Origin of the sequence: Pseudomonas sp. LAMO17WK12:I5, from assembly GCF_900215165.1 — a bacterium.
GTDB lineage: Bacteria > Pseudomonadota > Gammaproteobacteria > Pseudomonadales > Pseudomonadaceae > Aquipseudomonas > Aquipseudomonas putida_A.
Window position 1 is genome coordinate 187,067 of sequence record NZ_OBDS01000015.1, and the last position, 25,167, is coordinate 212,233.

General features: G+C 60.2%; 21 protein-coding genes. 13 read left to right on the top strand and 8 right to left on the bottom strand.

Annotated features, from left to right (window positions below; all coding sequences use genetic code 11):
- Positions 1–44: 44 nt before the first annotated feature.
- Both CRO59_RS25150 and CRO59_RS25155 read right to left on the bottom strand, forming a co-directional pair.
- Positions 45–560: an Hcp family type VI secretion system effector gene (locus CRO59_RS25150; RefSeq protein ID WP_027613808.1), complete on the bottom strand. Its 516-nt coding sequence runs from the start codon at positions 558–560 to the stop codon at positions 45–47.
- Between the two features lie 315 nt (positions 561–875).
- Positions 876–2,156, bottom strand: coding sequence for a hypothetical protein (locus CRO59_RS25155; RefSeq protein ID WP_049827939.1), 1,281 nt, complete (start codon positions 2,154–2,156; stop codon positions 876–878).
- 110 nt (positions 2,157–2,266) lie between these two features.
- Between CRO59_RS25155 and CRO59_RS28835 the strand changes: the two genes are divergently transcribed.
- From CRO59_RS28835 to CRO59_RS25170, 3 genes are read left to right on the top strand one after another with little or no spacing between them, the layout of a single operon-like run.
- Positions 2,267–3,397, top strand: a complete 1,131-nt coding sequence (locus CRO59_RS28835; protein WP_218274161.1) for a perilipin family protein — start codon at positions 2,267–2,269, stop codon at positions 3,395–3,397.
- Positions 3,398–3,408: 11 nt separating this feature from the next.
- Entirely contained in the window at positions 3,409–4,452 is a 1,044-nt protein-coding gene (locus CRO59_RS25165) for a hypothetical protein (RefSeq protein ID WP_097089964.1), read from the top strand.
- The gene (locus tag CRO59_RS25170; RefSeq protein ID WP_143503315.1) at positions 4,389–5,009 is read left to right on the top strand and encodes a hypothetical protein; all 621 of its coding nucleotides are present in this window, start codon (positions 4,389–4,391) and stop codon (positions 5,007–5,009) included. The genes CRO59_RS25165 and CRO59_RS25170 overlap by 64 nt, the downstream gene beginning before the upstream one ends.
- Positions 5,010–5,098: 89 nt before the next feature.
- On the opposite strand, the gene mug is transcribed toward CRO59_RS25170, so the two are convergent.
- Positions 5,099–5,614, bottom strand: a complete 516-nt coding sequence (gene mug / locus CRO59_RS25175) for a G/U mismatch-specific DNA glycosylase (RefSeq protein WP_097089962.1) — start codon at positions 5,612–5,614, stop codon at positions 5,099–5,101.
- A gap of 87 nt (positions 5,615–5,701) precedes the next feature.
- Here mug and CRO59_RS25180 point away from each other — a divergent pair, with 87 nt between their 5' ends.
- Positions 5,702–6,646 (top strand): LysR family transcriptional regulator, encoded by a 945-nt coding sequence (locus CRO59_RS25180; RefSeq protein ID WP_097089961.1) that lies wholly within the window; start codon positions 5,702–5,704, stop codon positions 6,644–6,646.
- 44 nt (positions 6,647–6,690) lie between these two features.
- Here CRO59_RS25180 and CRO59_RS25185 read toward each other — a convergent pair whose 3' ends face one another.
- From CRO59_RS25185 to CRO59_RS25195, 3 genes are all read right to left on the bottom strand, one after another.
- Positions 6,691–6,942, bottom strand: a complete 252-nt coding sequence (locus CRO59_RS25185) for a DUF2790 domain-containing protein (protein ID WP_027613803.1) — start codon at positions 6,940–6,942, stop codon at positions 6,691–6,693.
- 295 nt (positions 6,943–7,237) lie between these two features.
- Entirely contained in the window at positions 7,238–12,721 is a 5,484-nt protein-coding gene (locus CRO59_RS25190; RefSeq protein WP_097089960.1) for an ATP-binding sensor histidine kinase, read from the bottom strand.
- A 59-nt stretch (positions 12,722–12,780) separates the two neighbouring features.
- Positions 12,781–13,452 (bottom strand): response regulator transcription factor, encoded by a 672-nt coding sequence (locus tag CRO59_RS25195; RefSeq protein ID WP_097089959.1) that lies wholly within the window; start codon positions 13,450–13,452, stop codon positions 12,781–12,783.
- Between the two features lie 198 nt (positions 13,453–13,650).
- Here CRO59_RS25195 and CRO59_RS25200 point away from each other — a divergent pair, with 198 nt between their 5' ends.
- The 6 genes from CRO59_RS25200 (at position 13,651) to CRO59_RS25230 (ending at position 18,753) form a co-directional block, all read left to right on the top strand.
- A complete protein-coding gene (locus CRO59_RS25200; protein ID WP_027613800.1) occupies positions 13,651–14,670 on the top strand; it encodes a GlxA family transcriptional regulator in 1,020 nt (339 codons plus the stop codon).
- Positions 14,671–14,799: 129 nt separating this feature from the next.
- Positions 14,800–15,171: a response regulator transcription factor gene (locus CRO59_RS25205; RefSeq protein WP_049827937.1), complete on the top strand. Its 372-nt coding sequence runs from the start codon at positions 14,800–14,802 to the stop codon at positions 15,169–15,171.
- A 309-nt stretch (positions 15,172–15,480) separates the two neighbouring features.
- The gene (locus CRO59_RS25210) at positions 15,481–16,683 is read left to right on the top strand and encodes an NAD(P)/FAD-dependent oxidoreductase (RefSeq protein WP_027613798.1); all 1,203 of its coding nucleotides are present in this window, start codon (positions 15,481–15,483) and stop codon (positions 16,681–16,683) included.
- 41 nt (positions 16,684–16,724) lie between these two features.
- Positions 16,725–17,654, top strand: a complete 930-nt coding sequence (locus tag CRO59_RS25215) for an MBL fold metallo-hydrolase (protein ID WP_097089958.1) — start codon at positions 16,725–16,727, stop codon at positions 17,652–17,654.
- A 216-nt stretch (positions 17,655–17,870) separates the two neighbouring features.
- Entirely contained in the window at positions 17,871–18,032 is a 162-nt protein-coding gene (locus CRO59_RS25225) for a hypothetical protein (RefSeq protein ID WP_177325658.1), read from the top strand.
- Positions 18,033–18,390: 358 nt separating this feature from the next.
- Positions 18,391–18,753 carry a DUF6124 family protein gene (locus CRO59_RS25230; RefSeq protein WP_027613796.1) on the top strand — a complete coding sequence of 121 codons (363 nt, stop codon included), beginning with the start codon at positions 18,391–18,393 and terminating at the stop codon, positions 18,751–18,753.
- Positions 18,754–18,891: 138 nt separating this feature from the next.
- Here the strand turns inward: CRO59_RS25230 and CRO59_RS25235 are convergent, their stop codons facing one another.
- Positions 18,892–19,638 (bottom strand): SDR family oxidoreductase, encoded by a 747-nt coding sequence (locus CRO59_RS25235; protein ID WP_096796887.1) that lies wholly within the window; start codon positions 19,636–19,638, stop codon positions 18,892–18,894.
- 134 nt (positions 19,639–19,772) lie between these two features.
- On the opposite strand from CRO59_RS25235, the gene CRO59_RS25240 reads away from it, so the two are divergent.
- Together CRO59_RS25240 and CRO59_RS25245 are read left to right on the top strand one after the other, a co-directional pair.
- On the top strand, positions 19,773–20,660 hold the full coding sequence (locus CRO59_RS25240) for a LysR family transcriptional regulator (protein ID WP_177409056.1): 888 nt from the start codon (positions 19,773–19,775) through the stop codon (positions 20,658–20,660).
- A gap of 157 nt (positions 20,661–20,817) precedes the next feature.
- Positions 20,818–21,786, top strand: a complete 969-nt coding sequence (locus CRO59_RS25245) for an AraC family transcriptional regulator (RefSeq protein WP_097089956.1) — start codon at positions 20,818–20,820, stop codon at positions 21,784–21,786.
- A gap of 543 nt (positions 21,787–22,329) precedes the next feature.
- Here CRO59_RS25245 and CRO59_RS25255 read toward each other — a convergent pair.
- Positions 22,330–24,249: a tyrosine-protein phosphatase gene (locus CRO59_RS25255; protein WP_097089954.1), complete on the bottom strand. Its 1,920-nt coding sequence runs from the start codon at positions 24,247–24,249 to the stop codon at positions 22,330–22,332.
- Between the two features lie 377 nt (positions 24,250–24,626).
- Here CRO59_RS25255 and CRO59_RS25265 point away from each other — a divergent pair, with 377 nt between their 5' ends.
- Positions 24,627–25,103, top strand: a complete 477-nt coding sequence (locus tag CRO59_RS25265) for a hypothetical protein (protein ID WP_027613790.1) — start codon at positions 24,627–24,629, stop codon at positions 25,101–25,103.
- Positions 25,104–25,167 lie beyond the last annotated feature (64 nt).

Below are 25,167 nucleotides of genomic sequence, written 5' to 3' on the forward strand. Positions count from 1 at the left end.
CCGGCCAGCCGCACTGGCCGGGGTGGTACAACCATCAGTCGCGATTAAACGACTGGAGCACGCCAGTCATCAGAACCCGAAGTACCGGATACTTCGTGGGTCCAGGTGATTTTGCGGTAGGTGAACTGCACTTCTTCCAGGTGGGTGAAGTGGGCGTTCGACGGGTCCTGGCAGTTGTGCATCTTGTTGTTGATGGCGACGATGATCGCGTCTTCCAGTTTGGTGGTGTAGTAGTGCTCTTGAGTACCTTGAGCAGAAGTGCGGTACCACTGGATAACGATTTCGCTCATGCGCTCGCCGGAAGTCAGCGCCGCTTGCAGCAGAGGCGAAGCCTTGTCGTAGACCTTGGTGATGACCACTGGCTTGTGTACGCGCTGACCGGTTGGCTGACCGGATTGCGGGTCACGCGGGATGATCACGTCGTGGGTGAAGGCCTGAACCATGACCTGGTCTTCGTGGCCTTCCTGGAAGGTGTTGCCCACGGAGTCGGCGGTGAACGCACCGGCAGTGATCAGACCTTGTTTTTCGCCAGTGACGGACATGTACGCTGGTGTTGCCATGGGGATGCTCTCCTTGCTCGAAAATACACAACCGACAGGCACCATTGCCTGCCCGGGTGCCTGCTCGGATATCAAGTTCCGTGCCAGCCATCTTCTAGCCATTTCGGATCAATGGGTTGGCGGCAATACCTTCGCGTTCCGGCGTTTTAAACTTCGATAAACAGAAAAAAGTGCGCAAGAAGTTGCGCAGTACTGTGCAACTTCTTGCGCACTTGGCTGGAGGGCTTGATTTAGAGAGGCTTGAAGGGAATTCTCGGGTGAAATTGGCGAAGCAACTGCGCAACTTTTTGCGCAGTTGCAAAATCAACTCAATGTTTAGGTTTTCAAGGGCCTGCCAAGTTTCTGTGCTTTCAGTTCCATCAGCCGAAGCCGATCCTGCGCCAGAACTCTCTGTACATTTTCCACACTCCTGAAATCGGCGCGGTGATTGAAAGCCTCTTCCTGAAGATTTTCAGCAAAGGCGGCCATGCGCCTGTGGCCGATCAACCCTGCCAGCCAGCCGGTCAACTCACTATTGAAGAACGGATAGGCTCTATGGGAACCGAGGTGAACGGCGACAGCGCGCAACTCCGTCAGGCGCATAATATCCGCGAGGTCCTCATCGAAGGTGATCAACCGATCCAGGCAGAAATCAGCTCCCTTCAATCGTTGGGGATTAGCCAACGATTCCATGATTCTGAGTATGTACAGATCCCAGGCGCAATTATTGATAAAGAGCAACGGGTCTTTTTTGTCCAGAACCGAATTGAGCTTCCTGGACAGTGAGGTTTTTTGGGTATGAAAGAGAATATCCGCGCAAACAATCAGCTCACGCAGCATGAAGATGCGCAGTTCATCGTGCATGAATTTGAGCAACGCCTCCATCTTCGCTTCTGGCGATGCGGTTGAGCTGTTTTCCAGAATTTTCGCTCGCAGAATCATGCACTCGGCCGCAGCAACTTGCTGAGTCAGGGCAACATCCAGCCCCCCCTCCCGAGTCTGTTCAAAACCTGCGATCCAGTTCTCCGCCCAGGTTTCGGCCTGATCTTGGTATCGATTACGATAACGCGTCCCCCAGCCTTCACTTAGCGGGGCCTCATCAAGCGAGAGAGCGTATACAGCGGCGATCGTTTCCTTGCAGCGCTGGCGGGTTTTCGGTATCCATTTTTTCTGTGCTTCGCACAGGTAAATGTAAGAGTTCAACCGCGCGAGATCGTCTGCGCAGAATGTGCGTTGCAAGTCTGCACGAATGGCCTCGAGCTCCTCGGAAACAGACTCGACATATGACAGCTTCCGGATATAACTGGCCGTGTTTGAATCCATGAACAGCGAACTGACCAACATGTAGTTCACCCGCGTCTCGGACAATGCAGAAGTCTTGTCGATGATCCAGACGGATTTGCCACGCAGCATGGTAGAAACGAATCCCTGGCCACTGAATTGCTCTCGCTCCAATGCAAACGGCCCGCCTGATTCAGCCGATGCATACATGATGCGCCAGTCACCGAGCAACTCGACTTCCTCTTTGAAGCGCTCCAGTGCTTGCGTGTGACTTTCGGCCGAGCATACGTAATGCAGCGCCCGTTGAACTTCGTACTCCGCGTACTCTTTCGTCATCGATTCCTTCCCTTGAAATTGCAATAGACCATTACCCAATAGGCATATTGACATCAAACAGCCATCATGGAGAATCTCCTCTCTCTTTTTCAACCATGGATGGCTTACCTGTGTATCGACGCAATTTCCTGCAATCCGGCCAAGGCTACGGCGCCAACGTTCTGAGTCAGGATCGCGCACAGATGCCACGCGATGCGCTAGGCACTACCTGGATTTTCTCGAGCATCGGTGACGCCTTGTCCAAGGCGTACAACTCGACAAAAGAAACTGTCAGCGAAGTCGCTGACAAGGTCGTCGATACCGTATCCGATGCTTACGAGTCCACCAGCCGCACCGCGTCAAATGCCGCTGATGTGCTCAGTGATGCCTACGACACAACGCGCGAGTCAGTCGCCAACGTTGCGGAGCTTGTCGCCGACGTCGTTTCCGAAACCGCTTCCAACGCCTATGAGGCCACCGTTGAAACGCTGTCCCAGGCAGCAGAAACCGTCGGGGACGCGGTCTTCGATGCCTATGACACAACACGTGAAACCGTGACAAAAGGCTTTGATGCCACCTGCGATTACGTCGATGACGTCGCGTCTGGCGAAAAGGAACTCAATTACTGGAAGGTGCTCGGTGGTGCGGCCATCGGCGTCGGTGCCGTCGCTGCTGCCCCGTTTACAGGGGGAGGCTCGCTCTTGGGTGCCGCGTCATTGGCTGGTTCCCTTGCAGGAGCAGGCACCCTTGCTGCCGCAGTGGGTGTCGGTGTCGCCGGTGCGATGGTTGGGGCAAACCTCGATGGTGACGCCCAGTTGCGCAAGGCGAGCTACGAGGAGGGTCGCAAAGACGCCAAAGCCGAGCACGTGGCAGAAGTGAGCGTACTTCAGGAAAATCTGGCCAGCGCCCTTGAGAGTCTCAAGGTGGCCGGCAAGCATTTCAACGCCATTATCGCCTTGCATGCCGTAGCCGTCGCAACCGCCCACTGCGACGGAGGCATCGGTGATGATGAGCGCGAAGGTATTGAACTGTTCATTGCCGGGCTTGCTTCGGGCACCACGCCGCCGGTCGTGCTTGAACGCATCGAATCGCTCTACCGCGAGCCTCCCACCGTCAGTGAAGCCTATGCCCTGGCGCAAGACTCAGGGGTAGATATTGCGATTTTCGACGAAATCATCAACCTCGTCGTGCACGCTGACTCCACCGTACATCCTCAGGAAGCTGCGTTCATGCAGGCCTGGAACGAACTGAAAAGCGTCTGAGGAACACGCCAGTGAGTAAACTCGAACAGTTTAAAAAGCAGCAAGCCTTGCGCACGCGACTTGCAAACCGCCCATTGATCCACGTCGCCGCAGCGCCCGAAGACGTGGCCGCTCTCCTCGCTGCCGAAGGCAACGCTTCGCGCTTCGCCAGCCTCGACTACCACGCGTCGCTGTCCGTCTCGATAAAATCAGCCCCTGATGAGGCACGCTTACTGCTCGAACAACTCGAGCAGCAGTTCGAAAGTGCCCGGGTTGATGCCCTTCTGACCAAGGCGCAGAGGGATATCGTGGGTGCCATCGCCGGGCCGCTCGGTCTGGGTAAAGTACTGTCGGTGTACGACAAACAAGGCGGCAGCGTGACGACCATTCACAATGCCCGGCAAGGCATTTATGCCCGTACCGATGACGAGTACAACCGCAAGGACTACACCCACACCAAGAACTCCCAAGAGAAGCAATTCGCCGGAAAATCGAAGCAATCCGTGGGCGCAACGTTCACCAAGGATCAGTTGGGTAAAGACGAAAATCAGTCAGACACTTACAATAAACTGGTTGATGGATATACCGGTGAAACGGTCCTTGGCAGCGAGACCAGCCCCGACCACATCGTGCCGTTGCACACCTATCACAAGGACGGCGGCTTCATGCAATCGAAGACCCGGCGCGCCGACTTTGCGACCGATACCGAAAACCTGATCTCGACCCGGCGCATCATCAACCAATCCATGAGCGATGTCGAAAAGCAGGAATGGGCCAAAAGGAAAGCCAATGGCCGCGATGAAACCAACGAAAAGCACTACGGCATCCAGGAAGACAACCTCAAGAAAGCCGTAGAGCGCGGTGAAGCGACCGCCGAGAAACACCAACCCACCACCGGCGAAAAAGCCGCTTTCTACACTACGCATGCCGCACAGACCGGCGTCACCGAAGGGTTGAAAATGGGCGCCCAGCAGGCTTTGGCATGCTCATGGTCGAGCTTTTCAGCAGTGCCTTGGACGAGATCAAGGATCTTTACCGTAACGGTCGTCAGAACGAAACCCTGTTCGCCGATTTAGGTGAGCGACTGAAACGCGTCGGCGCGACTGTCTCTGCAAAATGGGAGCAAATGCTCGATAGCTTCAGCGGCGGTTTTGTCTCGGGTTTCGTTTCCAATGCGGTAACGGTGCTGATCAACCTTTTCGTCACCACTGGCAAGCGTGCCGTGCGAATGATCCGTGAAGGCATTTTCTCTCTGCTCAAGGCGCTGAAGACGTTCCTGTTTCCTCCCAAGGAACTGAGTTTTTCGCAGGCTGCGCATGAAGCGTTAAAGCTGCTCGCGGCAGGCGGTGTCGTCGTGGGAGGTGTAGCGCTTGAAGAAGCGGTCGAGAAGCTCATCCTGAGCGTGCCCTTGTTCACCCCCATCGCCGGGATGCTTACGGCCATACTCGTCGGCGCAGCCACCGCACTGAGTATGACGTTCGTCTGTTATCTGCTGGACAAGCTGGATCTGTTTGGTGCCATACGTACCGAGAGAGACAAGCAGATTATTGGAGAGTTGGATACACGGATCAGCGCACAACGGGCCGTATCGATGAGCGTTATCGACGAATTGGACAACTACCTGCTGGTATAGCTGCACCGGGCTGAGTCGCAAACCTTGCACTTGTACGGAACCGATTCATGCCCGGCCTCGCGAGCCGGGCTTGAATCCCGATCGCGCAGTTATTGGTGCTCTACCACCCTACGCAACTGCCGATAATCCACCACCAATTGTTCAAGCGTAAACGCGCGGTTCCGGCCGCTGGGATTGGGCAACACCCACACGTGCGCGCCACCGAAGGTCTTCGCCTGCGGCCCCCACGCCACCACCTTCTGCCCCGTCAACGCCGCATACGCAGCCTTGCCGAGAAACGCCACAAAGCGCGGCGCATGGCGGCTGATCTTCTGCTCAAAACTCAGGGCGGCAGCGGCGAACTCTTGCGCCGCCAATTGATCCGCCCGCGCCGTGGGCCGATCGACCACCGCCGTTAAACCGCAGCCAAATTGCAGGATGCTTCGATCCTCCTCCGCCGGCACCTCATGCGATGTGAACCCGGCCAGGTGCAAGGTGCGCCAGAAGCGATTGCCGCGCCCGGCAAAATGATGCCCCTGCGCCGCCGCGAGCAATCCCGGATTGATCCCGCAGAACACCACCGCAAGCCCCGGCGCCAGAATGTCCTCAAGCCCTTCACCCGCCATGCGCGCGCCACTCGTTCGCAAACATTTGCAACACTCCCCACAGCAAACCCTAGAATGGCCATCCCAGCCACAGAGCCAACAACAACGATGGACGTCATTCAGACCCTGCGCTGCTTCGTCGCCGTCGCCCAGAGCGGCAGCTTCACCGCTGCGGCCGACGTGCTCGACACCACCACGACCAACGTCTCCAAAGCCGTCTCCAGCCTCGAAGCCCGGCTGCACACGCGCCTGATCAACCGCACCACCCGCCGCCTCGCCCTGACCGAAGCCGGCGTGCGTTATTTGCAGCGCGCCGAAAAAATCCTCGATGACCTGCGCGAGGCCGATGACGAAGCCGGCACCGCGCAGACCTTGCCGGTCGGGCGTCTGAAGATCCACGCCATGGCCGCCATCGGCAACCACTATGTGATCAATGCGATCGCCCGCTACCGCGAAATTCACCCCACGGTGATGTTCGACCTGACCCTGAGCAATCGCCTGCCCGATCTGCTCGAAGAAAGCTACGACATGTCGATCGTCCTCGCCCGCGACCTGCCGGATTCCGGCTTCGTCGCGCAACGCCTGGGCACTACTTACAGCATCCTCTGCGCCTCACCGGCGTACCTGGCCAAACGCGGCCACCCCGCCACACCCGCCGACCTCGCAGCGCACGACTGCCTGCGCATCGTCAACACGGTGATGCCCGCAGACAACTGGGTGTTCGAAGGCCCGCAAGGCATGGAAACGCAGAATATCCCCGACTCACCCTTCCACATCAACACCGCCGACGGCATGGCCACGGCGATCAGAAATGGCATGGGCATCGGCATTCAGCCGCTGGCATCAGCCGTCGAAGGATTGGTCGGAGGAACGCTGGTGCGGGTACTGCCGCAGTACCGCCTGGAGGAATACAACCTGTTCGCGATCTACCCGTCGCGCAAATTCGTCGACGCCAAAATCAAGACCTGGGTGGAGTTCCTGAAAACCGCCATCCCGCAACTGCTGGCATCCGATGAAGGCATGGCCGGCGCCAAGGAACTTGCCAACGCTTAGTGCCGCAGACCCGGAGTGTCGACCCTCCAGCGCCTGCACCGACATCAACCGTTGGAACAACCGCTGCCCATCACCTGGTATTGCACGACATGCCGTGCACCGGTCGAGTCGTCATAAGTCATCTGCACCGGCACCGCGCCGCACTGATTGGCCGCTTCGGAGATCGACACCACGTGGGCGATGTCTGCTTGAGCGGCGGCGTTGTAGGCCTCGACTTGCGCGGTCTCGTCAGCTGCAAACGCTTGCGCGCCGATACCACCGAAGACCAGAAGAAGAGCGATTTTTGCCAGTTTCATGATGTTCACCGTCTCGTGGGGGAACCGTGTTTGTTCACGGAGTGGAGACGATGTTAGGGGTTCAAGCGCACGGCAAAAATCGGTCGGTTGGACAAACACTGTGTCCAGAATGGTGATGAATAAATCCACACACCGTGGATGCCCTTTTCGCGAGCAAGCCCGCTCCCACAGGTTTTGCGTCCGCCACACTATTCGCGAACACCGCCCCCCCCTGTGGGAGCGAGCTTGCTCGCGAAGAGGCCAGCCCAGTCAACAAAGATCCCGAGACGACCGTCACCTGCCTCCCCGGCTATGACTACTGGAGAGTTGCGGCGCTCTTGCACGCAGCCAGCGTAAATAACACTCGCGCACCCAACGGCAAATTGGCCTCCGCCCACAAGCGTCCACCATGGGCTTCGATGATGCTGCGGCAAATCGACAGGCCCATGCCCAGACCGGCCGATTTGGTGGTGTAGAACGCGGTGAACACTTCCTCCGCACGCTCGCAGGCGAATCCCGGCCCGGAGTCGCTAACCATGATCCGAACGTCATCTGCAACGGATTCGCTGGTAATCAGCAGTCTGCGCTCGCCCGCCTCCATCACCTCCATTGCTTCCAGGGCATTGATGATCAGGTTGAGCAGGACCTGCTGCAATTCGACCCGGTCGGCCAATACCGCAGGCAAATCGCTGGCCAATTGTGTGCTGACCACTGCCCCGCATCGCGCCGCCTCACCGCGCGTGAATCCGACCATTTCGCCCACTACCGCATTGAGGTTCAGCGCCTGGCGTTGCGGTGGCGTCTTGCGGATCAGTGCGCGGATGCGTCCGAGCACCTCGGCCGCGCGGTTGCCATCGTTGATGATGCGCCTGAGGCCCTGCTCAACCTCGTCGATGTTCGCCGGTTGCGCACCGAGCCAGCGCAACGCGGCGTTGGCATTGGTCACGGTGGCCGCGATCGGCTGGTTGACTTCGTGGGCGATGGACGCCGCCAACTGGCCCATGGTCGCCACGCGATTGGCGTGGGACAGTTCCGCCTGGACCTGGCGATATCGGCGTTCGCTCTCGCGCACTTGTTCTTCAGCCTGTTTACGTTCGCTCAGGTCGAGGACAAACGCCACTCCCTGCTGCTGACTGGCTTCGAACGCGGCCAGACCGACGATCACCGGCAGGCGGCTGCCGTCCTTGCGGATGTATTCCTTTTCGAACGGCTGGGCACGCCCGGTGCGGATCGCGGTCACCAGCGCAACTTCACTTTCCGCGCGCGATGGCGGCGGGGTCATGTCCCGCCAGTGCACCTTGCGCGAGAGCAAATCTTCGCGTTCGTAACCGACCATGCGCAGAAACGCGTCGTTGGCTTCAATAATCTCCCCTTCAATATTCCAGACGATGATGCCGATGATGTTGGCGTCGACCAGCCGACGAATCTTCGCCTCACGCTCGGCGACGTCGCGATACAGCCGCGCGTTGTCCAGCGAGATCGCCGCCTGTGAAGCCACCAGTCGCAGCACGGCAAAACGCGCCGGGCTGAATACACCGGCAGACAGGTTGTTTTCCAGGTACAGCGCCCCGGCAATCCGCCCCTGATTCATCAATGGCAGGCACAGGATCGAACGCGCGCCGCGCTGATGAATGTACAGGTCAGCGGCGAAGGCCGGATCGGTGACGGCGTCGTCCAGGCACAGACTTTCGCCGGTGCGCAGGGTCTGATAGAGCACCGACTCGGCCAACGCTGTGGTGCTCACCGGCTCATTGCACAATTGCGTGCTGTCGTCGCCGACGCTGGTGCGTGCAGCGATATAGGGCGTCTCACCGTCAGTCAAAATCAGCAGGCCGTGCTCGGCGCCGGCCTGCTCGATGGCGGTGCGCATGACCATTTCGATCAGTCGATCCAGGACAATTTCGCCTGAAACGGCTTGGGACACCTTGAGCACCGTGGCCAGATCCAGATGCTCGACCGGGGTGATGATGGTCGCGGTCGGGCTGGGTGACGCCTCTTCATTGCGCAAATAGCGGTGGCATCGCTCCAGATGTCGCACCTTACCCTCGGCGCCCCAACGCCGATAACCGTAGCGCGCGTCCTGCATGTACAGGTGGGCGATTTTGTCCAGACCACGGGCGCTGTAGAAGTGCGCGGCGAGTTCGTTGGCCAAGGCTTCGACATGCACAAAACCGCTGTCCTGGGCCAGTTGAATCGCCTGCTCGTACAACGACTGTGCTTCGATCAACTGCCCTGCAACCCGAGCGATTTCAGCAGCGACCAGCGCCGTCTGACTGGCAAAAGTCTGCGCAGACTGTTGCGCCCAGACTTGCAGTTGATCGAGATGTTCACTCAGGCGTTGCCGTTGATCAGGGTCTGATTCGGCGGCAGCGGCCAGAGTCAAGGCGGCGTAAAAGTGATATTCGGCCTCTTCAAAAAACGAGGAAATCACCCACAACAGCGCCTGTGCCTGCGCTGCGCAGACGGCCGCCGCCGGATAATCCCCGGCCAGATAGCGCGCCTGCAGTTTGCGCACCCAATATTTGCCGCGAGCCAGTGCCAGATCCGGGGCAGCAAGGTTCGTCTCAAAACTTGCCTCGTCAAAGTGCTCGTCGTTGAAACAGCCAAACTGCGGCGTCTGCCCGCGCAGCATGCGAATCAGCGCGCGTTGGCAACTGATGAAGCTCACCACCAGACCGAAGCGAATCTTCTGCGCATAGGCCAGCCCCGTCTCGGCCTGATCCTGCACTTGCGCCAGCGGCTCGCCAATAAACAACAGATCGGAAATCAGGCTGTTGCCAGCATAGGCCGCATAAGGCAAATCGCCGATGCGGTTGCCGGCGCTGAGTGCTCGGCGCAGCAATTCGCGGCACTCACGCACCGGTCGCATCCAGCGCACCACAAAAATCGAGAAGCACAGGTAGGTACGCGCTTCGTATCGCGTCAGTCCACGGCGGTCGACCAGATCGCAGCCCAAACGGCCAAAGCGGTAACCGGCGGCATAGTCGCCGAAGCGCGGGCCGGCGACTCGCATCACGTTGGCGTAGAGCATGCAGGAGGCATCGCAGTTGCCGTGTTGCAGACTCAGACTGACGGCCTTGCAGATGGTCAGGCAGGCCAGATTGGCATCCGACTGCAACGCCGGTGCGAAGAGTTTGCTCAACGCATCCAGCGTGACCAGCGCGGCCGGGTCTTCCATCAGTGGCAGGTCGATCAACTGCTCGATGCTGCGCTCACCCAGTTGCGTCCAGATCTGTTCGTACTCGAAACGCACTTGCTGATCGTCCGGATGCGCCGTCCAGTCGATGCCAACCTGACGCAAATACGCCAGGCACACGCTAACTGCGCGATCACTGCGATCGAGCAGCAAGTAGACATCCATCTGCAAACAGGTGACTGCCGCCCGTTCCACGGTGGTCATGGCGCGCTCGGCCAGCGCGGTCAAACGCGCCTCGGCCAGCGGCAGTTGCCCGGTGAGGAACTCGCACTCGGCGCGGTTCAGCGCCAGGGCAAACCCCAGTTCATGGCGACTGTCAGCGTCCTGCTCGCCGAGCATCGCCGCGCCCGCGCCCAGGTAAGTCAGCGCTGACGTGTAAGCGGTCGACGCCTTGGCGCGCTGGCCGGCGAGCAGGTTGAATTCGGCCAACTGTTCGCGTTCGGCGCGGGCGCTGATCAGGCTGGCGCCGCGATTGAGTTGACCGACGATTTCGAAGATTGCCTCTTCGCGCCCTTCGCGCTGCGTTTGCAAAGCGAGCAACCGGCCGATGCGCAGATGGCGTTGCGCGCGTTCGACGTCAGCGATCAGCGAGTACGCGGCCTCGTGAATGCGGTCATGGGCGAAGGCACAGGTGCCTTCGTGCAACTCGATCAGTTCCTGACGCACCGCCGGCCACAGCACCGCGCGTACGCGCACCGTCGACAGGTCGAGCACGGTCGCCAACGTGTCGATCCGCGCCACGTTGCCCAGGCAGGCCAGTTGTTGCAGCGCCTGACGAGTGTCCAGCGGCAGGCGCGCCAGTTTGCCGAGCATCAGATCGACTACGTTATCGGTGTAGCCCTTGGCGTTGATGAGTGACAGATCCCAGCGCCAGCGGCTGAACTGATGGTCGTAAACCAGCAACTGCTCCTCGAACAGGGCGTGCAGAAACTGGATGACGAAAAAGGGATTGCCATAGGTCTTGTCCAGCACCAGCCGCGCCAATGCAACGATGCTTGCGGGAGGACAGCGCAGGGACTCGGCAATCAGTTGCTCGATGTGCACACCGGCGAGCGACGCCAGGCGGATCTCATCGATGTGCACGCCGGCAGTGCGCATGGCCTGGAGCTTGCCATTGAGCGGGTGATCGGCATCGACCTCGTTATCGCGGTAAGCCCCCACCAGCAACAAGTGCCCAAGGTCCGAGCGAGTCAGCAGGTCTTCCAGCAGATCGAGCGTCGCCGCATCCAGCCATTGCAGGTCATCAAGGAACAGCGCCAGCGGGTGCTCGGGCCGGGCGAACACGCCGATGAAACGTTGCAACACCGCCATGAAACGCTGCTGCGCTTGCTGCGGCTCAAGATCCGGCACCGGTGGCGGTTCGCCAATGATCAGTTTGAGTTCCGGGATCAGCTCGGTCATCAGCCGCGCGTTCGGTGAAAGTGCCTGCAACAACGCCGCTCGCCAGTCAGCGAGCACCTCACGCCGCTTGCCCAACAACGTGCGCACCAGTCCCTGAAAAGCCTGAACCAGCGTCGCATAGGGAATGTCGCGCTGGTATTGATCGAACTTGCCGGCAGCGAACAACCCCCGCGACGGCACCAATACCTTGTGCAATTCACTGACCACCGAGGACTTGCCGATGCCCGAATAACCCGACACCAGCACCAGCCTCGGCGAAGAAGTCTTTACCACGTGGGCAAAGGCGTCGACCAGCGTTTGCACTTCGCGCTCACGCCCGTAGAGCTTCTCCGGGATCAACAAGCGGTCGATCGCGCCCTGCTCGTTCAGCGTGAACACCTGGATCTGCCGGGTCCGCCGCCACTCGTCCAGACAACGGCGCAGATCATGTTCGACGCCGGCGGCCGTTTGATAGCGCGCTTCGGCCGTCTTGGCGAGCAGCTTCATCACCACACGCGAGAGCATCACCGGTAACGTGGCGACCCGTTCACACGCAGGCATCGGCAGCCGTGCGATGTGGCAATGCACCCACTCCATAGGGTCATTGGCGCTGAACGGCAACGAGCCGGTGAGCATCTGATACAAGGTCACGCCGAAGGCATACAAATCGCTGCGTGAGTCGATCGAGCGATTCATTCGCCCGGTCTGTTCGGGCGCCATGTAGGCCAGCGTGCCGGCGATGGTTTCCGGCGGCGCAGGCGCCTGACGTTCGCGCGGCAGACGCGAGGCCAGACCGAAGCCAGTCAGACGAGCCTGCCCGTCGTGGCAATTGACCAGAATATGCTGCGGCTTGAGATCCTTGTGCACCAGCCCGCACTGATGCACATGGCCGAGCGCGACGGCGATGTTGATCGCGTGCAACAGGCAGGTTTCCGTGTCCAGCGGTGCGACCAGCAAGCGTGACAGCGGCTCGCCGCCGGGGTCGTCGAACACCAGGCGCGTTGTCCCGCCGGCACGCTCCAGGGTTTGCGGCGACAACGCCCATTGATCGCCGAGATAATCCCTGAGGCTGTATTCGTGTGCCAATCGGTCGAGAGTTGCAGGCAACGGCTGATCAAGGGTCGGGCGCATCACCAGCACACTGGGACTGCCCTCACCCTTACCGCGCCCACGGGAAAACACCCGCTCGCCGTCACTCCACAAAATCTGCTGTTTGCTGGCCATACGGGTCGACACCGTCAAAGGGTTTTTGCCACGCGGTGAATCTCCCCCGCGTATTCAGCTCAACTGGAGCGCCGCACCGGCTCGATGCCCAACGCCTCGGCGATACGCACCAGATCGGCCACCGAACGTACGGCAAGTTTCCTCATGACCTGGCCGCGATGGACTTTAACCGTCACTTCGCTGAGGTTGAGTTGAGCGGCAATCTGCTTGTTCATCAGCCCGCTGATGACGAAACCGAGCACCTCGCGCTCACGCACCGTCAGTGTCTCGTAGGCCAGGCGCAGGGCTGCGCCGGATTGTTCGGCGATCAGTCGCGCACTGTCACGGGCCAACGCGCTGGCCACGGCGTCGAGCATGTCCTGATCACGAAAAGGCTTGGCCAGAAAATCCACCGCCCCGGCCTTCATCGCCTTGACTGTCATGGCAATGTCGCCGTGGCCGGTCATAAACACCACGGGAATGCGCAGACCGTTTTTCTCCATCTGTTCCTGAACGATCAAGCCGCTTTCGCCGCGCAAACGCACATCGAGCACCAAGCAGCCGGGGGCATCACGTCTGGCCGACGTGAGGAAGTCCCGGGAGGTTTCGAACGTCTGCACCTGCAGCCCGATCGAGCGCAGCAAACCGTCGAGGGCCTGACGCATGGACGCGTCGTCGTCGACCACATAAACCACCGGCTCCCCCAACGCGGGCGGTGTTGTGCTGGGGCTGGAATGCGACCACAGGGTCATCGTGAGTCCTCGGCGAGATCGCAACGCGTGCGATGTGCAGGTGAATAAATCTAGTCCATGATGGCGAACGCAGCCAGAGGCCAGCCAAACGGTCGCGCAACAGGCTAGCAGCCGTAACGCATTGCCGACAGGCCAGAAACCCCTGAAAATCGGCCACGCCGCCGCCCCTCTGCCACCGTTTGAACAGGCCCGATTTCCATGTCCAGCGTTTCTCTGCAAACCCTCACCCGGCCCAAATCCGAGCCGCGCGACGTGGTGTTTATTGCCTATCCGCGAATGAGTCTGCTCGACCTCAGTGGCGCGCAAACCGTGTTCTGGGCGGCGAGCAAAGCCTTGGCCGAACGCGGCCAACCCGGTTATCAACTGCACACCGCCAGCCTTGAAGGCGGCCTGGTCAACACCATCGAAGGCCTGGCCGTGGACACCCGGGCGCTGCGCCAGCTCGACATGGCCGCGCTGGACACCCTGGTCGTGCCCGGCGCGCCCGATATTTGCCAGACCCTCGACGATCACGCCGGACTCACCGCGTGGCTACGGCATGAAAGCCAGGCCGCGCGACGTGTGGTTTCGGTGTGCAGCGGCGCCTTTCTGCTGGCTCAGGCCGGTTTGCTCGACGGTCGCCGCGCCGCCACGCACTGGGCCATGTGCGACACGTTGCGCGAGCGCTTTGCGGCGGTCGAGGTGGATGCCGATGCGATCTTCATTCAACAGGGCGCGGTCTGGACATCGGCCGGGGTCACGGCAGGAATCGATCTGTCTCTGGCGCTGGTCGAGGCAGATTGTGGCCGTGAAGTGGCGTTGCAGGTAGCCCGCGAATTGGTGGTGTACCTCAAGCGTCCCGGTGGTCAGGCGCAATACAGCACCTTGCTGCAATCGCAGATACACGGCAGCCCGCAGTTCGATTCGCTGCACCTGTGGCTGATGGATCACTCAAGCGATCCGAAACTGACGGTGGAACGCCTCGCCGAACAGGCCAAAATGAGCCTGCGCAATTTCACCCGGGTCTACAAACAGAGCACCGGTCACACGCCCTCCAGGGCCATCGAGCTGTTTCGCCTCGAAGCAGCCAGGCGTTTGCTGGAGACCTCGACGCACAACATCGACCAAGTCGCGCGTCTCAGTGGCTTCGGCGACGAAGAGCGTTTGCGCACCTGCTTCCAGCGTCATCTGTCGATTTCACCGCGTGACTATCGCAGCCGCTTCAGCCGCGAAGGCTGACGCCGTCAGCACTGACTGGCAAAGGGGCTGGCCGCGCTATACCTAGGTATAGTTTTGCGCCGCTGCCGACGGCGTATGGTGCAAGAACGACAGGAGTCGCCATGCGTGCCCATCCGGCCAGGGAGCCCTATGCAGCATAAAGTTGTCATTGCCGTGGTTGACGACGACGAGGCCATTCGCCGTGCGCTGGAAAGCCTGTTGCGCGCCAGTGATTATCAAGTGCTTGGCTATTCGGGAGGTCAGGCTTTCCTTGAGTCGGAAGGTCCGGCGCAGACGCACTGTCTGATTTCCGATATCCAGATGCCAGGCATGAATGGCCTCCAATTGCACGAAACGTTATGCGCACAAGGCTGGCGCATTCCGGTGATTTTTGTCACCGCCCGTCCCGATGAAATGAAGAATTCCCCCCCCGGCGTCATCGCCTGCCTGACCAAACCCTTCCGCGCCGAAGACCTGCTCAGGCACATTGACATCGCCCTGCACCGTACACCTCCCCTGTAGGAGCTGCCGAAGGCTGCGATCTTTTGACTTTGATCTTTAAAAACAAGATCAAAAGATCGCAGCCCTCGGCTGCTCCTACAGTTTGGCGTACCTGCCCGATACCTTCGTATAACCCCCTTCGACCCATGCGTAACCCGCACACACCGATGGACAACTGCGCCCGCAGCTTCTGCGCCATAGCATTGCTTTCGACAGCGGGCGATTAAGCGCCATGCAGTACGGCAAGCAGTTTGCGGCGGCCGGTGATCGTCACGCCAGAGTCGCAATCACGACTCGGTTTATCCATCCATCTGCGTCAGGGAGCACATTATGAAACAGCAATTATTGGTGATCGGTGCAGGGTTCGGCGGGCTGTGGAGCACGTTGAGCGCCGCGCGCTTGCTGGATATGCATGACCGCCACGATGTGCAGATCACACTGCTCGCACCGCAAGCCGAACTGCGCATTCGTCCGCGCTTCTACGAGCCCGATGTTCAGAGCATGTACGCGCCGCTGGATGCGCTGCTCGATGCCGTGGGCGTGCGCTTCGTCAAAGGCAGCGCCGAAAGCGTCGACAGCCAGGCGCGGCGTGTCGGGTATCGCGATAAGGCCGGCCGCCCCGGTGAACTGACGTATGATCGCCTGGTGCTGGCCAGCGGCAGCCAACTGGCCCGTCCACCGGTCCCCGGCCTGAAAGAGCATGCGTTCGACGTCGACCAGATCGAATCGGCGGACCGCCTCGAGCGCCACCTCCACTCGCTGGCCAAGCAACCTGTCAGCGCTGCGCGTAACACCGTGGTAATCGCCGGTGGGGGCTTCACCGGTATCGAAACCGCGACCGAAATGCCCAGCCGTCTGCGTGCCATTCTTGGTACGGAGCAAGACGTTCGGGTGATCATCGTTGATCGCAGCAAAGACATCGCCGCAACCATGGGCGACGGTATTCGTCCGTCCATCATTGAGGCGTCAAAAGACCTGGGCATCGAATGGATCGTCGACGCGACGGTCGCCGCCGTGGATGCCAACGGCGTCACACTCGCTGACGGTCGCTACATCGAAAGCAACACCGTGATCTGGACCGTGGGTTTCCGCGCCAGCCCGCTGACCGAACAACTCGACGCCGAGCGCGATGGCCAAGGGCGTCTGCACGTCGATGGCAACCTCAAAGTACAAGGTCTCGATCACGTATTCGCGGCCGGCGATGTCGCCCGCGCCGCCACCGACGACGTCGGCAACTTCTCGGTCATGTCCTGCCAGCACGCCATCAGCCTCGGTCGGCATGCCGGCAACAATGCCGTCGCCGATCTGCTCGGTGTGGCGCCAACCACTTACCGTCAGCCCAAGTACGTGACCTGCCTGGATCTGGGTGCCTGGGGCGCGGTGTACACCGAAGGTTGGGATCGCCAACTGAAACTGGTGCGAGCCGAAGCCAAGGAACTGAAGACGCAAATCAACAGCGTGTGGATCTACCCGCCAGCCGCTGACCGGCGCACCGCCCTCGCCGCTGCCGACCCGATGATCCCGGTGGCCTGATCGCCCCCCGGATTACCTTGCCTGATAAAAAGGAGAACACCATGACCTTGCCTCTGGATTCCTTCACCGCCAACAACGCAACCCTGCAAACCCCGACCGAAGAACTGGTGCCGTCGCGCTATGCACTGCGCCTCGGTGACATCGACGTCATGGTCATCAGCGACGGCGTGCTGCCGCTGCCGACCCAGACCATGTCGACCAACGCCGATCCCGCCGACCGCGCCGCGTGGTTCAAAGAGATGTACCTGGGCCCCGACGCGTTCGACTGGGCACTCAACGTGCTGGTGGTGCGCAGCGGCGAGCAGGTCATCCTCGTCGACGCCGGCCTCGGCGGCCAGTTCCCCGGCTTCCCGCGCGCCGGGCAGTTTCCCAAACGCCTCGCGGCGGCCGGGATCGACCTCGCGGATGTCACCGATATCGTGATCACCCACATGCACATGGACCACATCGGCGGCCTGCTCGTCGATGCGGTGAAAACCCGTCTGCGCGACGATGTGCGTATCCACGTCACCGCCACCGAAGTCGACTTCTGGACCTCGCCGGACTTCACCTATACCGACATGCCCGCGCCGGTCCCGGACGTCTTGCGCTCCACCGCCAACGCGTTCATCGACCAGTACCAGAGCAAGCTGCGGATCTTCGAAGACCAATACCAAGTGGCGCCGGGCGTGGTCGCCAGGCTCACCGGCGGCCACACCCCGGGTCATTGCGTGATCTACGTGACGTCCGGCGCCGAACGCCTTACCTTTGCCGGCGACGCCCTGTTCCCGGTAGCCTTCGACCACCCGGACTGGCACAACGGCTTCGAGCACGACCCCGAAGAAGCGGTGCGCGTGCGCGTACGGCTGCTGCAGGAAGCCGCCGCCAGCGGCGAACTGTTTGTCGCCACGCACCTGCCCTTCCCTTCGGTTGGCCGTGTCTCCGTCAACGGCGAAGCATTCCGCTGGATTCCGGCAATCTGGGATTACTGATCGCGATGGCCCAAAGCATCTTCGCCCGGCGTCCGCCGAGCGAAGATGCAATCCCACTCACTTCAACCCAAGCCCCGCACGCCCCAGCGAGTTCAGACCCTCCACCGGAAAACGCTCCACCCACGACCGCTCATAATCCTCACGTGGAAAATCATCCGGCGAAGCACCCTGCTCGAATGCCCTGAACACATCCCGCGCATAAGCAGCGAGGCCCCCATGCAAACCCCGAGACAACGCGCCGCCGAAGTCAGTGTCGTCAACGAACAACACATCACCGTGCTCGAAGCCATCACCATCAGCGTCCTGGCCGGCGCAACCGAACGCGAATACATGAGACAACTGCTCGCCGAGGGCGCCCCTGGCAACGGCGCGCGATGAAGCGTTTAAACAGTGTTGTTTATACGACACCCGGTGTTACGCCCCCGAGGCTACAACGCCTTGCGCCATTGCCTACGACTACGCCAGAATCCGCCGGCTTGTGCGCCCAGAGTGCGGGTTCTATCGTGGGTCGGTCGCTGAAAAGCAGCGATCGGGTTTGGTAGCCCGGCACTTCCAGGTCGCATAGCTCCCCTTATGCAGAGGTCGATTTCTCGTCCCTGTTTTATGGTGGTCATGCGTAGGGCGTCCTAGGGCGCGCCGGGCTCCTGGGCCGGTCTACCAACCTGTGCATGGCCGCCACCCTTCGTTTGGTAGCGAAGCGTGATGGCTCCTTAATCGCTTTCCCAGGAGTTTCATCATGTTCAAAGTCACACCGAACCCACCCGAAACCGAAACGGTCTCCCCCTACGAATCCCCCGATTCCCGAAAACTTAGCGAAGCCGCCGAACGCGCCCTCGATCACTACCTGAATCCCGCCAGCCAAATCATGGCCACGCCCTACACACCCAACGCCATGTTTCTAGCCAACCCAAAAATCGCCACCGAGGAATTGCTGGCGAACGCCAGTGAATCACTGGGTTCGGCGACGGTGATGTTGGGGGATGTCGCGGCGCTGGTTGAGGGGCCGATTCGCAAGACGCTGCTGGGCATTGCGCAGGTGGTGATGCTCGGGGAGTTGGCGGTGAATCAGGCGTTGGATAATGTTGTGCCGATGCAGTAACTCGTAAGGCCTCTGTGGCCGCTAGCTAGCCTGGTGCCACGGAGGGTATTGCCTAATGGACATCAACACTGTCATTTCGACAACTCCCGCTTCCGGGCAGGAAGCGGGATGTACAGACTCGAAGACGCGCCTATTTCGTTAAAGCGCGCGACCACCATCAACAATAATTTCCGTTCCCACCGTCCAGCGAGACTCGTCCGACGCGAGGTACAGCACCGCCTTGGCTACTTCTTCAGGCGTGCCAAAACGGCCAAATGGGATAGTCGCGACAATCTCCTTATTGACCTGCTCGCGGTAGGCATCGGGTATACCCGCCTTGTCGTACAGCGGCGTGTCGATCGGACCAGGGCTGACCGCATTGACTCGAACACCACGCGGTAGAAGCTCGCCAGAGAGCGTTTTCGACATATTCAGGAAGGCAGCCTTGGTTGCGGCGTAAACGGATGAGTTCGCGGCGCCCAGATGTGCACTGATCGAGGTGTTAAGAACCACCGACGCAGGATTAGAGAACGTCGGCAGCAGTGCTTGCAGAAGGAAGTAAGGGCCTTTGACATTGATGTCGAAGGAGCGATCAAACATCTCCTCGTTCCAGTCTTCGATTGGCCTCCAGACGGATACGCCAGCATTGAGGAAGGCAACGTCCAACTGCCCGTAATGAGACTGAACGGCCTGCGCCAGCTCCTTCTGGGCTGCGACGCTAGCTGAGTCGGCGCGCAACACCAGGACTTCGCTACCTAAAATTGCTTGAGCATTTGCCATGGACTCAGGATTGACACCGGTGACGATCACACGTGCGCCTTCGGCGAGAAATTGCTTGGCAGTTTCCAGACCGATGCCGCTCGTACCGCCAGTGATCAGGGTACGCTTGCCTTGTAAACGGGACATCTGAATTTCCTCTCTTTTTGGGCCGCCAAATGGACGACTGGCCCTCTGAGAGCAACTATGTATTCATGCCAGCGCACTGATAAGATGGGCAAATAGAATAGATCTCATGCGAAATCCGCATGAATTGGGGTGTGATGGACCGGTTGTTACTGATGAGCTGTTTTGTGCGCGCTGTCGAGACAGGCAGTTTTTCTGCTGCGGGGCGTGATCTGGGACTAGGGCAACCGAGCGTCAGTCGTTACGTCGCTGCGCTTGAAGACCATTTGCAAACCAGGCTGCTTCACCGATCCACACGAAAGCTGATGCTCACGCCCGAGGGTGAACGGTACTACGCAGATGCGCGGCGTATCCTGGACTCAGTGGAACAGTCCGAGTCCTCACTGAGAGGAAACGTAGCGCCGTCCGGGTTGCTGCGCGTCGCTTGCCCGACCGCATTGGCTCACACGTTCATCGTACCGCACGTCGCGAGTTTTCTAAGCCGCTACCCCGAACTGTCGCTCGATCTTCAAATCAATGATCGCTACGTCAATTTGGTCGACGAGGGGGTAGAACTCGCGATTCGTATCGGTCACCTGGAGGACAGTGCAATGCGAGCCCGGCCACTGGCTTGGTTCGAGCGTGTGTGCGTTGCCAGCCGTGCGTATTTGGAAAAACGTGGCACTCCCTCTTCGCCTGATGACCTGAAGAAACACGACTGCCTCATTTATACCCTTCTATCCACTGGAACCAACTGGCGGTTCAGGGATACGGATGTCCCGATCTCCGGACGACTGCGTGTCAACTCGCCTGAGGCGATCCGTGAGTACGTCAATGCAGGGTTGGGCATCGCGCAGGGGCCGCAATGGCTTTATGAGGAAGGGCTGAGAAGTGGCAATCTTCAATTGCTGCTTAACGAATACGTGGCGCCCCCCGTCCCGATCCAAATTGTCTACCTGGCTAATCGGCTGCTGCCTCAGCGAGCCATCGTTTTCATGGATTTCATGGCGGATATTTTTGCTGAATTCCATGAGCGCCCTGAATAGTTTTTTAGACCACGGCCAAGTTGCGAACGAAGCAGCATCAGCATGCGGCCCCTCCCTCGACTCAATTCCCGTCACAGACCTGTCACCCCAAGCTGCTAACCTCCCCTGCGACTAGCAATCCCCCTATCCAAGAGCCCCAACCAAAGGTGCCCTCAAGGTGTCCCCAAACCCCCGCCAAAAAATCATCCTCCGCTCCGAAAACCTCCACTCCGAAGACTTCGGTGCCCTCTTCTCCCGGCTCTTCGGCAATCGCTACGCCGACACCCCGCCGATCCCCTCCAACATCATTATCGGCGGCGTTTACGGCAGACACGATGGCGTCAGTTTCCGTCGCATGCATTACCACGGCGATTTCACCGTGACCTTCCCCGACCCGCAGGACGAGATAACTTTCGTGATTCCCACGGCGGGCAAGATTGTGTTCAACCACCGTACCGAGTCCGTCGGTGTGGCGCAGGTGGGGTTGGCGATTGATAAGGCGGATATCCGTTCGATGCGGTTTCTCGACAATCATGCGCAGCACGGGATTTCGGTGAATCGGGGGCAACTGACTGAGCGGTTGGCGGCGTTGTTGGGGCGGCCGATTGTGCAGAAGATTGTGTTTGAGCCGGTGGTGGATCTGCACACGTCGGCGTTCCAGGGGATCAAGGCGTTGATTGATCTGGCGACGGGGACGGAGTTTGATTTGTTGCTCAACAGCGGGACGCTGATGCCGTCGCGGTTGCGCGAGATGTTGATTGATGCGGTGCTGGAGGCGTGGCCGCACAATTTTACCGAGGCTTTGCACCAGCCGGCGCCGAGGGTGGCGCCGCGGCATGTGAAGTTGGCGATGGAGTTTATTCAGGCGCATCCCGAGCAGTTGGTGAGTGGGGTTGAGTTGGCGCGGTTGAGCAATGTCAGTCAGCGCGCGTTGCAGGATGGGTTTCGACAGTTTGTCGGGATGTCGATTGTGGCGTATCAGCGGCAGGTGCGGCTGGAGCGCGCTTTCGAGGCGCTGGGGCAGCGGCATTCGGGGTCGGTGACGGAGGTGGCTTTGCGCTTTGGCTTCAGTAATGTCGGGCGGTTTTGTCAGTATTTTCAGCAGGCGTATGGGGTGAGTCCGGCGCAGTTGAGGGGGCGTGGTTGATTGGTTTATCGGCGGGGATGCTGGTGGGTCAGTTGATGGTGATGTGGGCTGACATGACGCCTTCGCGAGCAGGCTCGCTCCCACAGGGTTAGTTGGTGGACTCAAGATTGCGGCTGGTCGGTGCCGTGGGGTTATGTGCTGGGCTCAGGGTTGGCGGCTGGCCGGGATCCAAATGTGGGAGCGGGCTTGCTCGCGAATGCGGTGGGTCAGTTGATGGTGATGTTGGCTGTCATGACGCCTTCGCGAGCAAGCCCGCTCCCACAGGGTTAGTTGGTGGACTCAAGATCGGCGGCTGGTCGGTGCCATGGGGTTATGTGGCGGACTCAGGATTGACGGCTGGCGGGGATCCAAATGTGGGAGCGGGCTTGCTCGCGAATGCGGCGGGTCAAGCGAGGTGATGGTGACTGACACGGCCTCTTCGCGAGCAAGCCCGCTCCCACAGGTTTTTGCGGTGACTCAGAGTTGGCCGTTCCCTGCTCCACCATATTTTGCTGGTGCTTTGTCAATGGTGGTCATCCTTGACCTTGCGCGGTTGTCCCTGCTTCAGAACGCGTAACTGGCCTTCAGACTGCCACTGAAACCGTGGCTGTCACCGCCGCCGCTGGCACCGACTTCTGCGCCGACGCTGACCGCGCCGAGGCTGGCCATCAGGTTGACGCCGCCGCTGAACTGGTCGCGGTTGTCGAAGGCGGCGCGTTGTTCGATGTCGAGGCCCAGCAGGTGGCCCTGGCTGTTGACGTCGTTGTTGCCCAGGGTGCGTTCATAGCCGACTCGTACGCCCGGCACCAGTTGCCAGGCGCCCATCGCCACTGGGGCAAACGCCACGTTGAGGTTGGCGACGGCACTGCGGCGGGTGGCGGTGTTGTCGTCGACGTCGAGTGCCAGTTCGCTGCCCTTCTCTTGGAAGCCTTTGAGGTCGAGGTGGCTGATGCGCAAGCCGAGGCTGGGTTCGAGGATCATGCCGTTGACCGGTGCGCGGTAACCCAGCGCCAACGTCGCGCCGGTGAGGTTGCCGTGAGTGTCGCCCTTGGCCGCTCCGAGGCCGCCACCGAGTTTGCGTTTGCTGTCGTAATCGATGTAGCCGGCGCTGGCGTTGGCGTCGACGAACAGGCCACGTTCCAGGCTAGTGAAGCCGTAGCGCGCGCCGAGGTTGAAGAAGGTGAAATCGGTATCGGCCTCGCCGCCCGCGCCGCCGACGGTGCCTTTGCTGTAGCCGAAGCCGCCGCGCGCGCTGAGTTGTTCGGAGAAGCGCTGGGTGAGGCCGACCATCAGGCCCTGACTGTGTTCGTTGCTGCTCTCGGCGTGGGACGAGCCGTCGGTGCCGAGGTAACCGGCGAGCGCGGTGGTCCACAAACGGTATTGGCCGACTTTCAGATCGGTGCCGCTGGCGTACGGTGCGGCGGCTTGTTCGATCAACGCGTTCTGCCGCAGCAGGTAGCTGGCGGCGTCGGCGTGAACCTGGCCGCCGACCTGGGACTCGACACCGTCGAGGGTGCCAGCATCAATCGCCGATTGCAGGTAGTAGTTGTAGGCGCTGTAGGTGCCGGACAGGCTGGTGTTCTGCAACTCGCGCAACAATTCGGCACCGGCAGCGGCGTTGCCGATCAATCCGGCCTGACCCGGCAGGCTGTTGTACTCGACCAGTTTGCCGCGCAACACGTAGATGGTTTCCTGGGACAGGCCGAGGCCTTGTTTGAGGTAGTTGTCCATGCTGCCGTATTCGGCGGTGACCTCATCCAGACCGGCCTGGAGGTAACTGGCCTGCACCCCCAGCAGCGGCGCGTACACCGAAGCCATGCTTGGCGGCATTGCTTTAAGAGTCGCGGCGACGCGGGCGGCGGTGTAATCGTTGGTCGCCAGGTAGTTGGCCATGATGGTCGCGTTATCGACCCCGGCGATGCTCTGCAGCACGGCGGCGGTCCAGCCGGTGCGGTCCTTGCCGGCGGTGCAATGGAACAATTGTGCGCCGTCGGTGGTAGCCAGTTCGTTGAACAGCTTGCCGAACTGATCGCGCATCCCCGCGTCGCTGACGAAGGCGCGGTTGGTCTGCTCCATCATGGCGATGGCGTCGGCGGCGCTTTTGAACGACACGCTGGTGATGTTCGCGCCCGAGGTAGTGCTGCCGATAATGTCGATGTTCTGGTAGGTCGCACCGCTCAGCATCGTATCCGGCGTGCCGGCGATTTCGCTCGGCGTGCGCAGGTCGTAGACGGCTTTGATGCCGAGGATGTTGAGGGTCGCCAGATCCGTTGCCGACGGCGTGATCGCGTTGGAGCGGTAAAACACGCCGCTACGCATGGTGCCGTCGTGGGCGGTGGAATACGCAGTAGTCAGGCCGGCGACATCACGGAAGTTGTCGATGCTCTGCAGGCGCGGCGTGTCGAGCACCACAGGCTCGGCAGCGTGGGCAGCGGCGATGGACAGGCTCAGAACGGACAGCGAACACACAAGACGTTGAAACACAGTGCAGCCTCATTGGAATTAGCGTTGGGCTGGCTACTATCTGCAATCAATTGATACCGAATATGACAGAACGACTGCGCAAGGAAATGGTTGCGCGATCGGGCCGTGGGCTGCGTTTTTTGTCCGTCAGGGATCAGTTTGTTTCGCAAATTCCGGGAGCAACAGATAACCCTGTGGGAGCTGGCTTGCCAGCGATGGCGGTGGATCAGTCGGGAAGGATGGAGACTGACACGGCCCCATCGCTGGCAAGCCAGCTCCCACAGTTGTTTGTGTTGGCCACAGGAATGATGTCTGGCGGTGATGAGTCTGGGGTTTTCGGTTAAAGGAGATTCCGTCCATAATCTCTCCCCCAAATGGACTGACACAGGAAATGTGAAATGGACACCACTCAATGGCTCGGTTTGTTCGAGCGCGCCTTTCAAGGCATGGAGAAGAATCTTGAGCAAGTGCTGCAACTCAACAGTTGCCGCGAGCATTGGATTCAAGCCCAGATCAGTCTGCAAGCCTGGTTCGAAGATGAGATCGAGATCTGGACGGATCTGCCGATAGGCGACCGACGCAAAGCGGACCTGTACTCATTGGACGACAACGGCGCGCCGAGGATGGTCGCCGAAATCAAATGCCTGGGCGATGTCTCGCAGGCCAAGTGCCTGGAAGGCGATTGGTCGGTGCGGGCCGATGTTGACCGGTTGCGCTCTTTCGAGTGTCCGACCCGCCTGTTCGTCCTGGTCATCGCCAAAGGCGAGCGCGAAACCAATACCGGACGGCGCCTTCGCGAAGATGAATGGGTGGATGGCCGGACATGCGTCACTGTGGATCTGCAATTTGCCCTGGTTCGGATGTGGGCGTTGTAGGTCAAGTTCTTCATCCACTTCTGCACGCGACGTGGGCCGACATCGCGGCTCGCTCGGGAGCGCC

What these genes read in the sequence shown, in the direction of transcription:
- CRO59_RS25180 (WP_097089961.1), top strand. Translation starts at nt 5,702, where the DNA reads ATGGACGTCATTCAGACCCTGCGCTGCTTCGTCGCCGTCGCCCAGAGC.
- CRO59_RS25265 (WP_027613790.1), top strand. Translation starts at nt 24,627, where the DNA reads ATGGACACCACTCAATGGCTCGGTTTGTTCGAGCGCGCCTTTCAAGGC.
- CRO59_RS25185 (WP_027613803.1), bottom strand. Translation starts at nt 6,942, where the DNA reads ATGAAACTGGCAAAAATCGCTCTTCTTCTGGTCTTCGGTGGTATCGGC.
- mug (WP_097089962.1), bottom strand. Translation starts at nt 5,614, where the DNA reads ATGGCGGGTGAAGGGCTTGAGGACATTCTGGCGCCGGGGCTTGCGGTG.
- CRO59_RS25155 (WP_049827939.1), bottom strand. Translation starts at nt 2,156, where the DNA reads ATGACGAAAGAGTACGCGGAGTACGAAGTTCAACGGGCGCTGCATTAC.
- CRO59_RS25225 (WP_177325658.1), top strand. Translation starts at nt 17,871, where the DNA reads ATGCAAACCCCGAGACAACGCGCCGCCGAAGTCAGTGTCGTCAACGAA.
- CRO59_RS25195 (WP_097089959.1), bottom strand. Translation starts at nt 13,452, where the DNA reads ATGACCCTGTGGTCGCATTCCAGCCCCAGCACAACACCGCCCGCGTTG.
- CRO59_RS25215 (WP_097089958.1), top strand. Translation starts at nt 16,725, where the DNA reads ATGACCTTGCCTCTGGATTCCTTCACCGCCAACAACGCAACCCTGCAA.
- CRO59_RS25230 (WP_027613796.1), top strand. Translation starts at nt 18,391, where the DNA reads ATGTTCAAAGTCACACCGAACCCACCCGAAACCGAAACGGTCTCCCCC.
- CRO59_RS25235 (WP_096796887.1), bottom strand. Translation starts at nt 19,638, where the DNA reads ATGTCCCGTTTACAAGGCAAGCGTACCCTGATCACTGGCGGTACGAGC.
- CRO59_RS25150 (WP_027613808.1), bottom strand. Translation starts at nt 560, where the DNA reads ATGGCAACACCAGCGTACATGTCCGTCACTGGCGAAAAACAAGGTCTG.
- CRO59_RS25205 (WP_049827937.1), top strand. Translation starts at nt 14,800, where the DNA reads ATGCAGCATAAAGTTGTCATTGCCGTGGTTGACGACGACGAGGCCATT.
- CRO59_RS25190 (WP_097089960.1), bottom strand. Translation starts at nt 12,721, where the DNA reads ATGGCCAGCAAACAGCAGATTTTGTGGAGTGACGGCGAGCGGGTGTTT.
- CRO59_RS25210 (WP_027613798.1), top strand. Translation starts at nt 15,481, where the DNA reads ATGAAACAGCAATTATTGGTGATCGGTGCAGGGTTCGGCGGGCTGTGG.
- CRO59_RS25200 (WP_027613800.1), top strand. Translation starts at nt 13,651, where the DNA reads ATGTCCAGCGTTTCTCTGCAAACCCTCACCCGGCCCAAATCCGAGCCG.
- CRO59_RS25240 (WP_177409056.1), top strand. Translation starts at nt 19,773, where the DNA reads ATGGACCGGTTGTTACTGATGAGCTGTTTTGTGCGCGCTGTCGAGACA.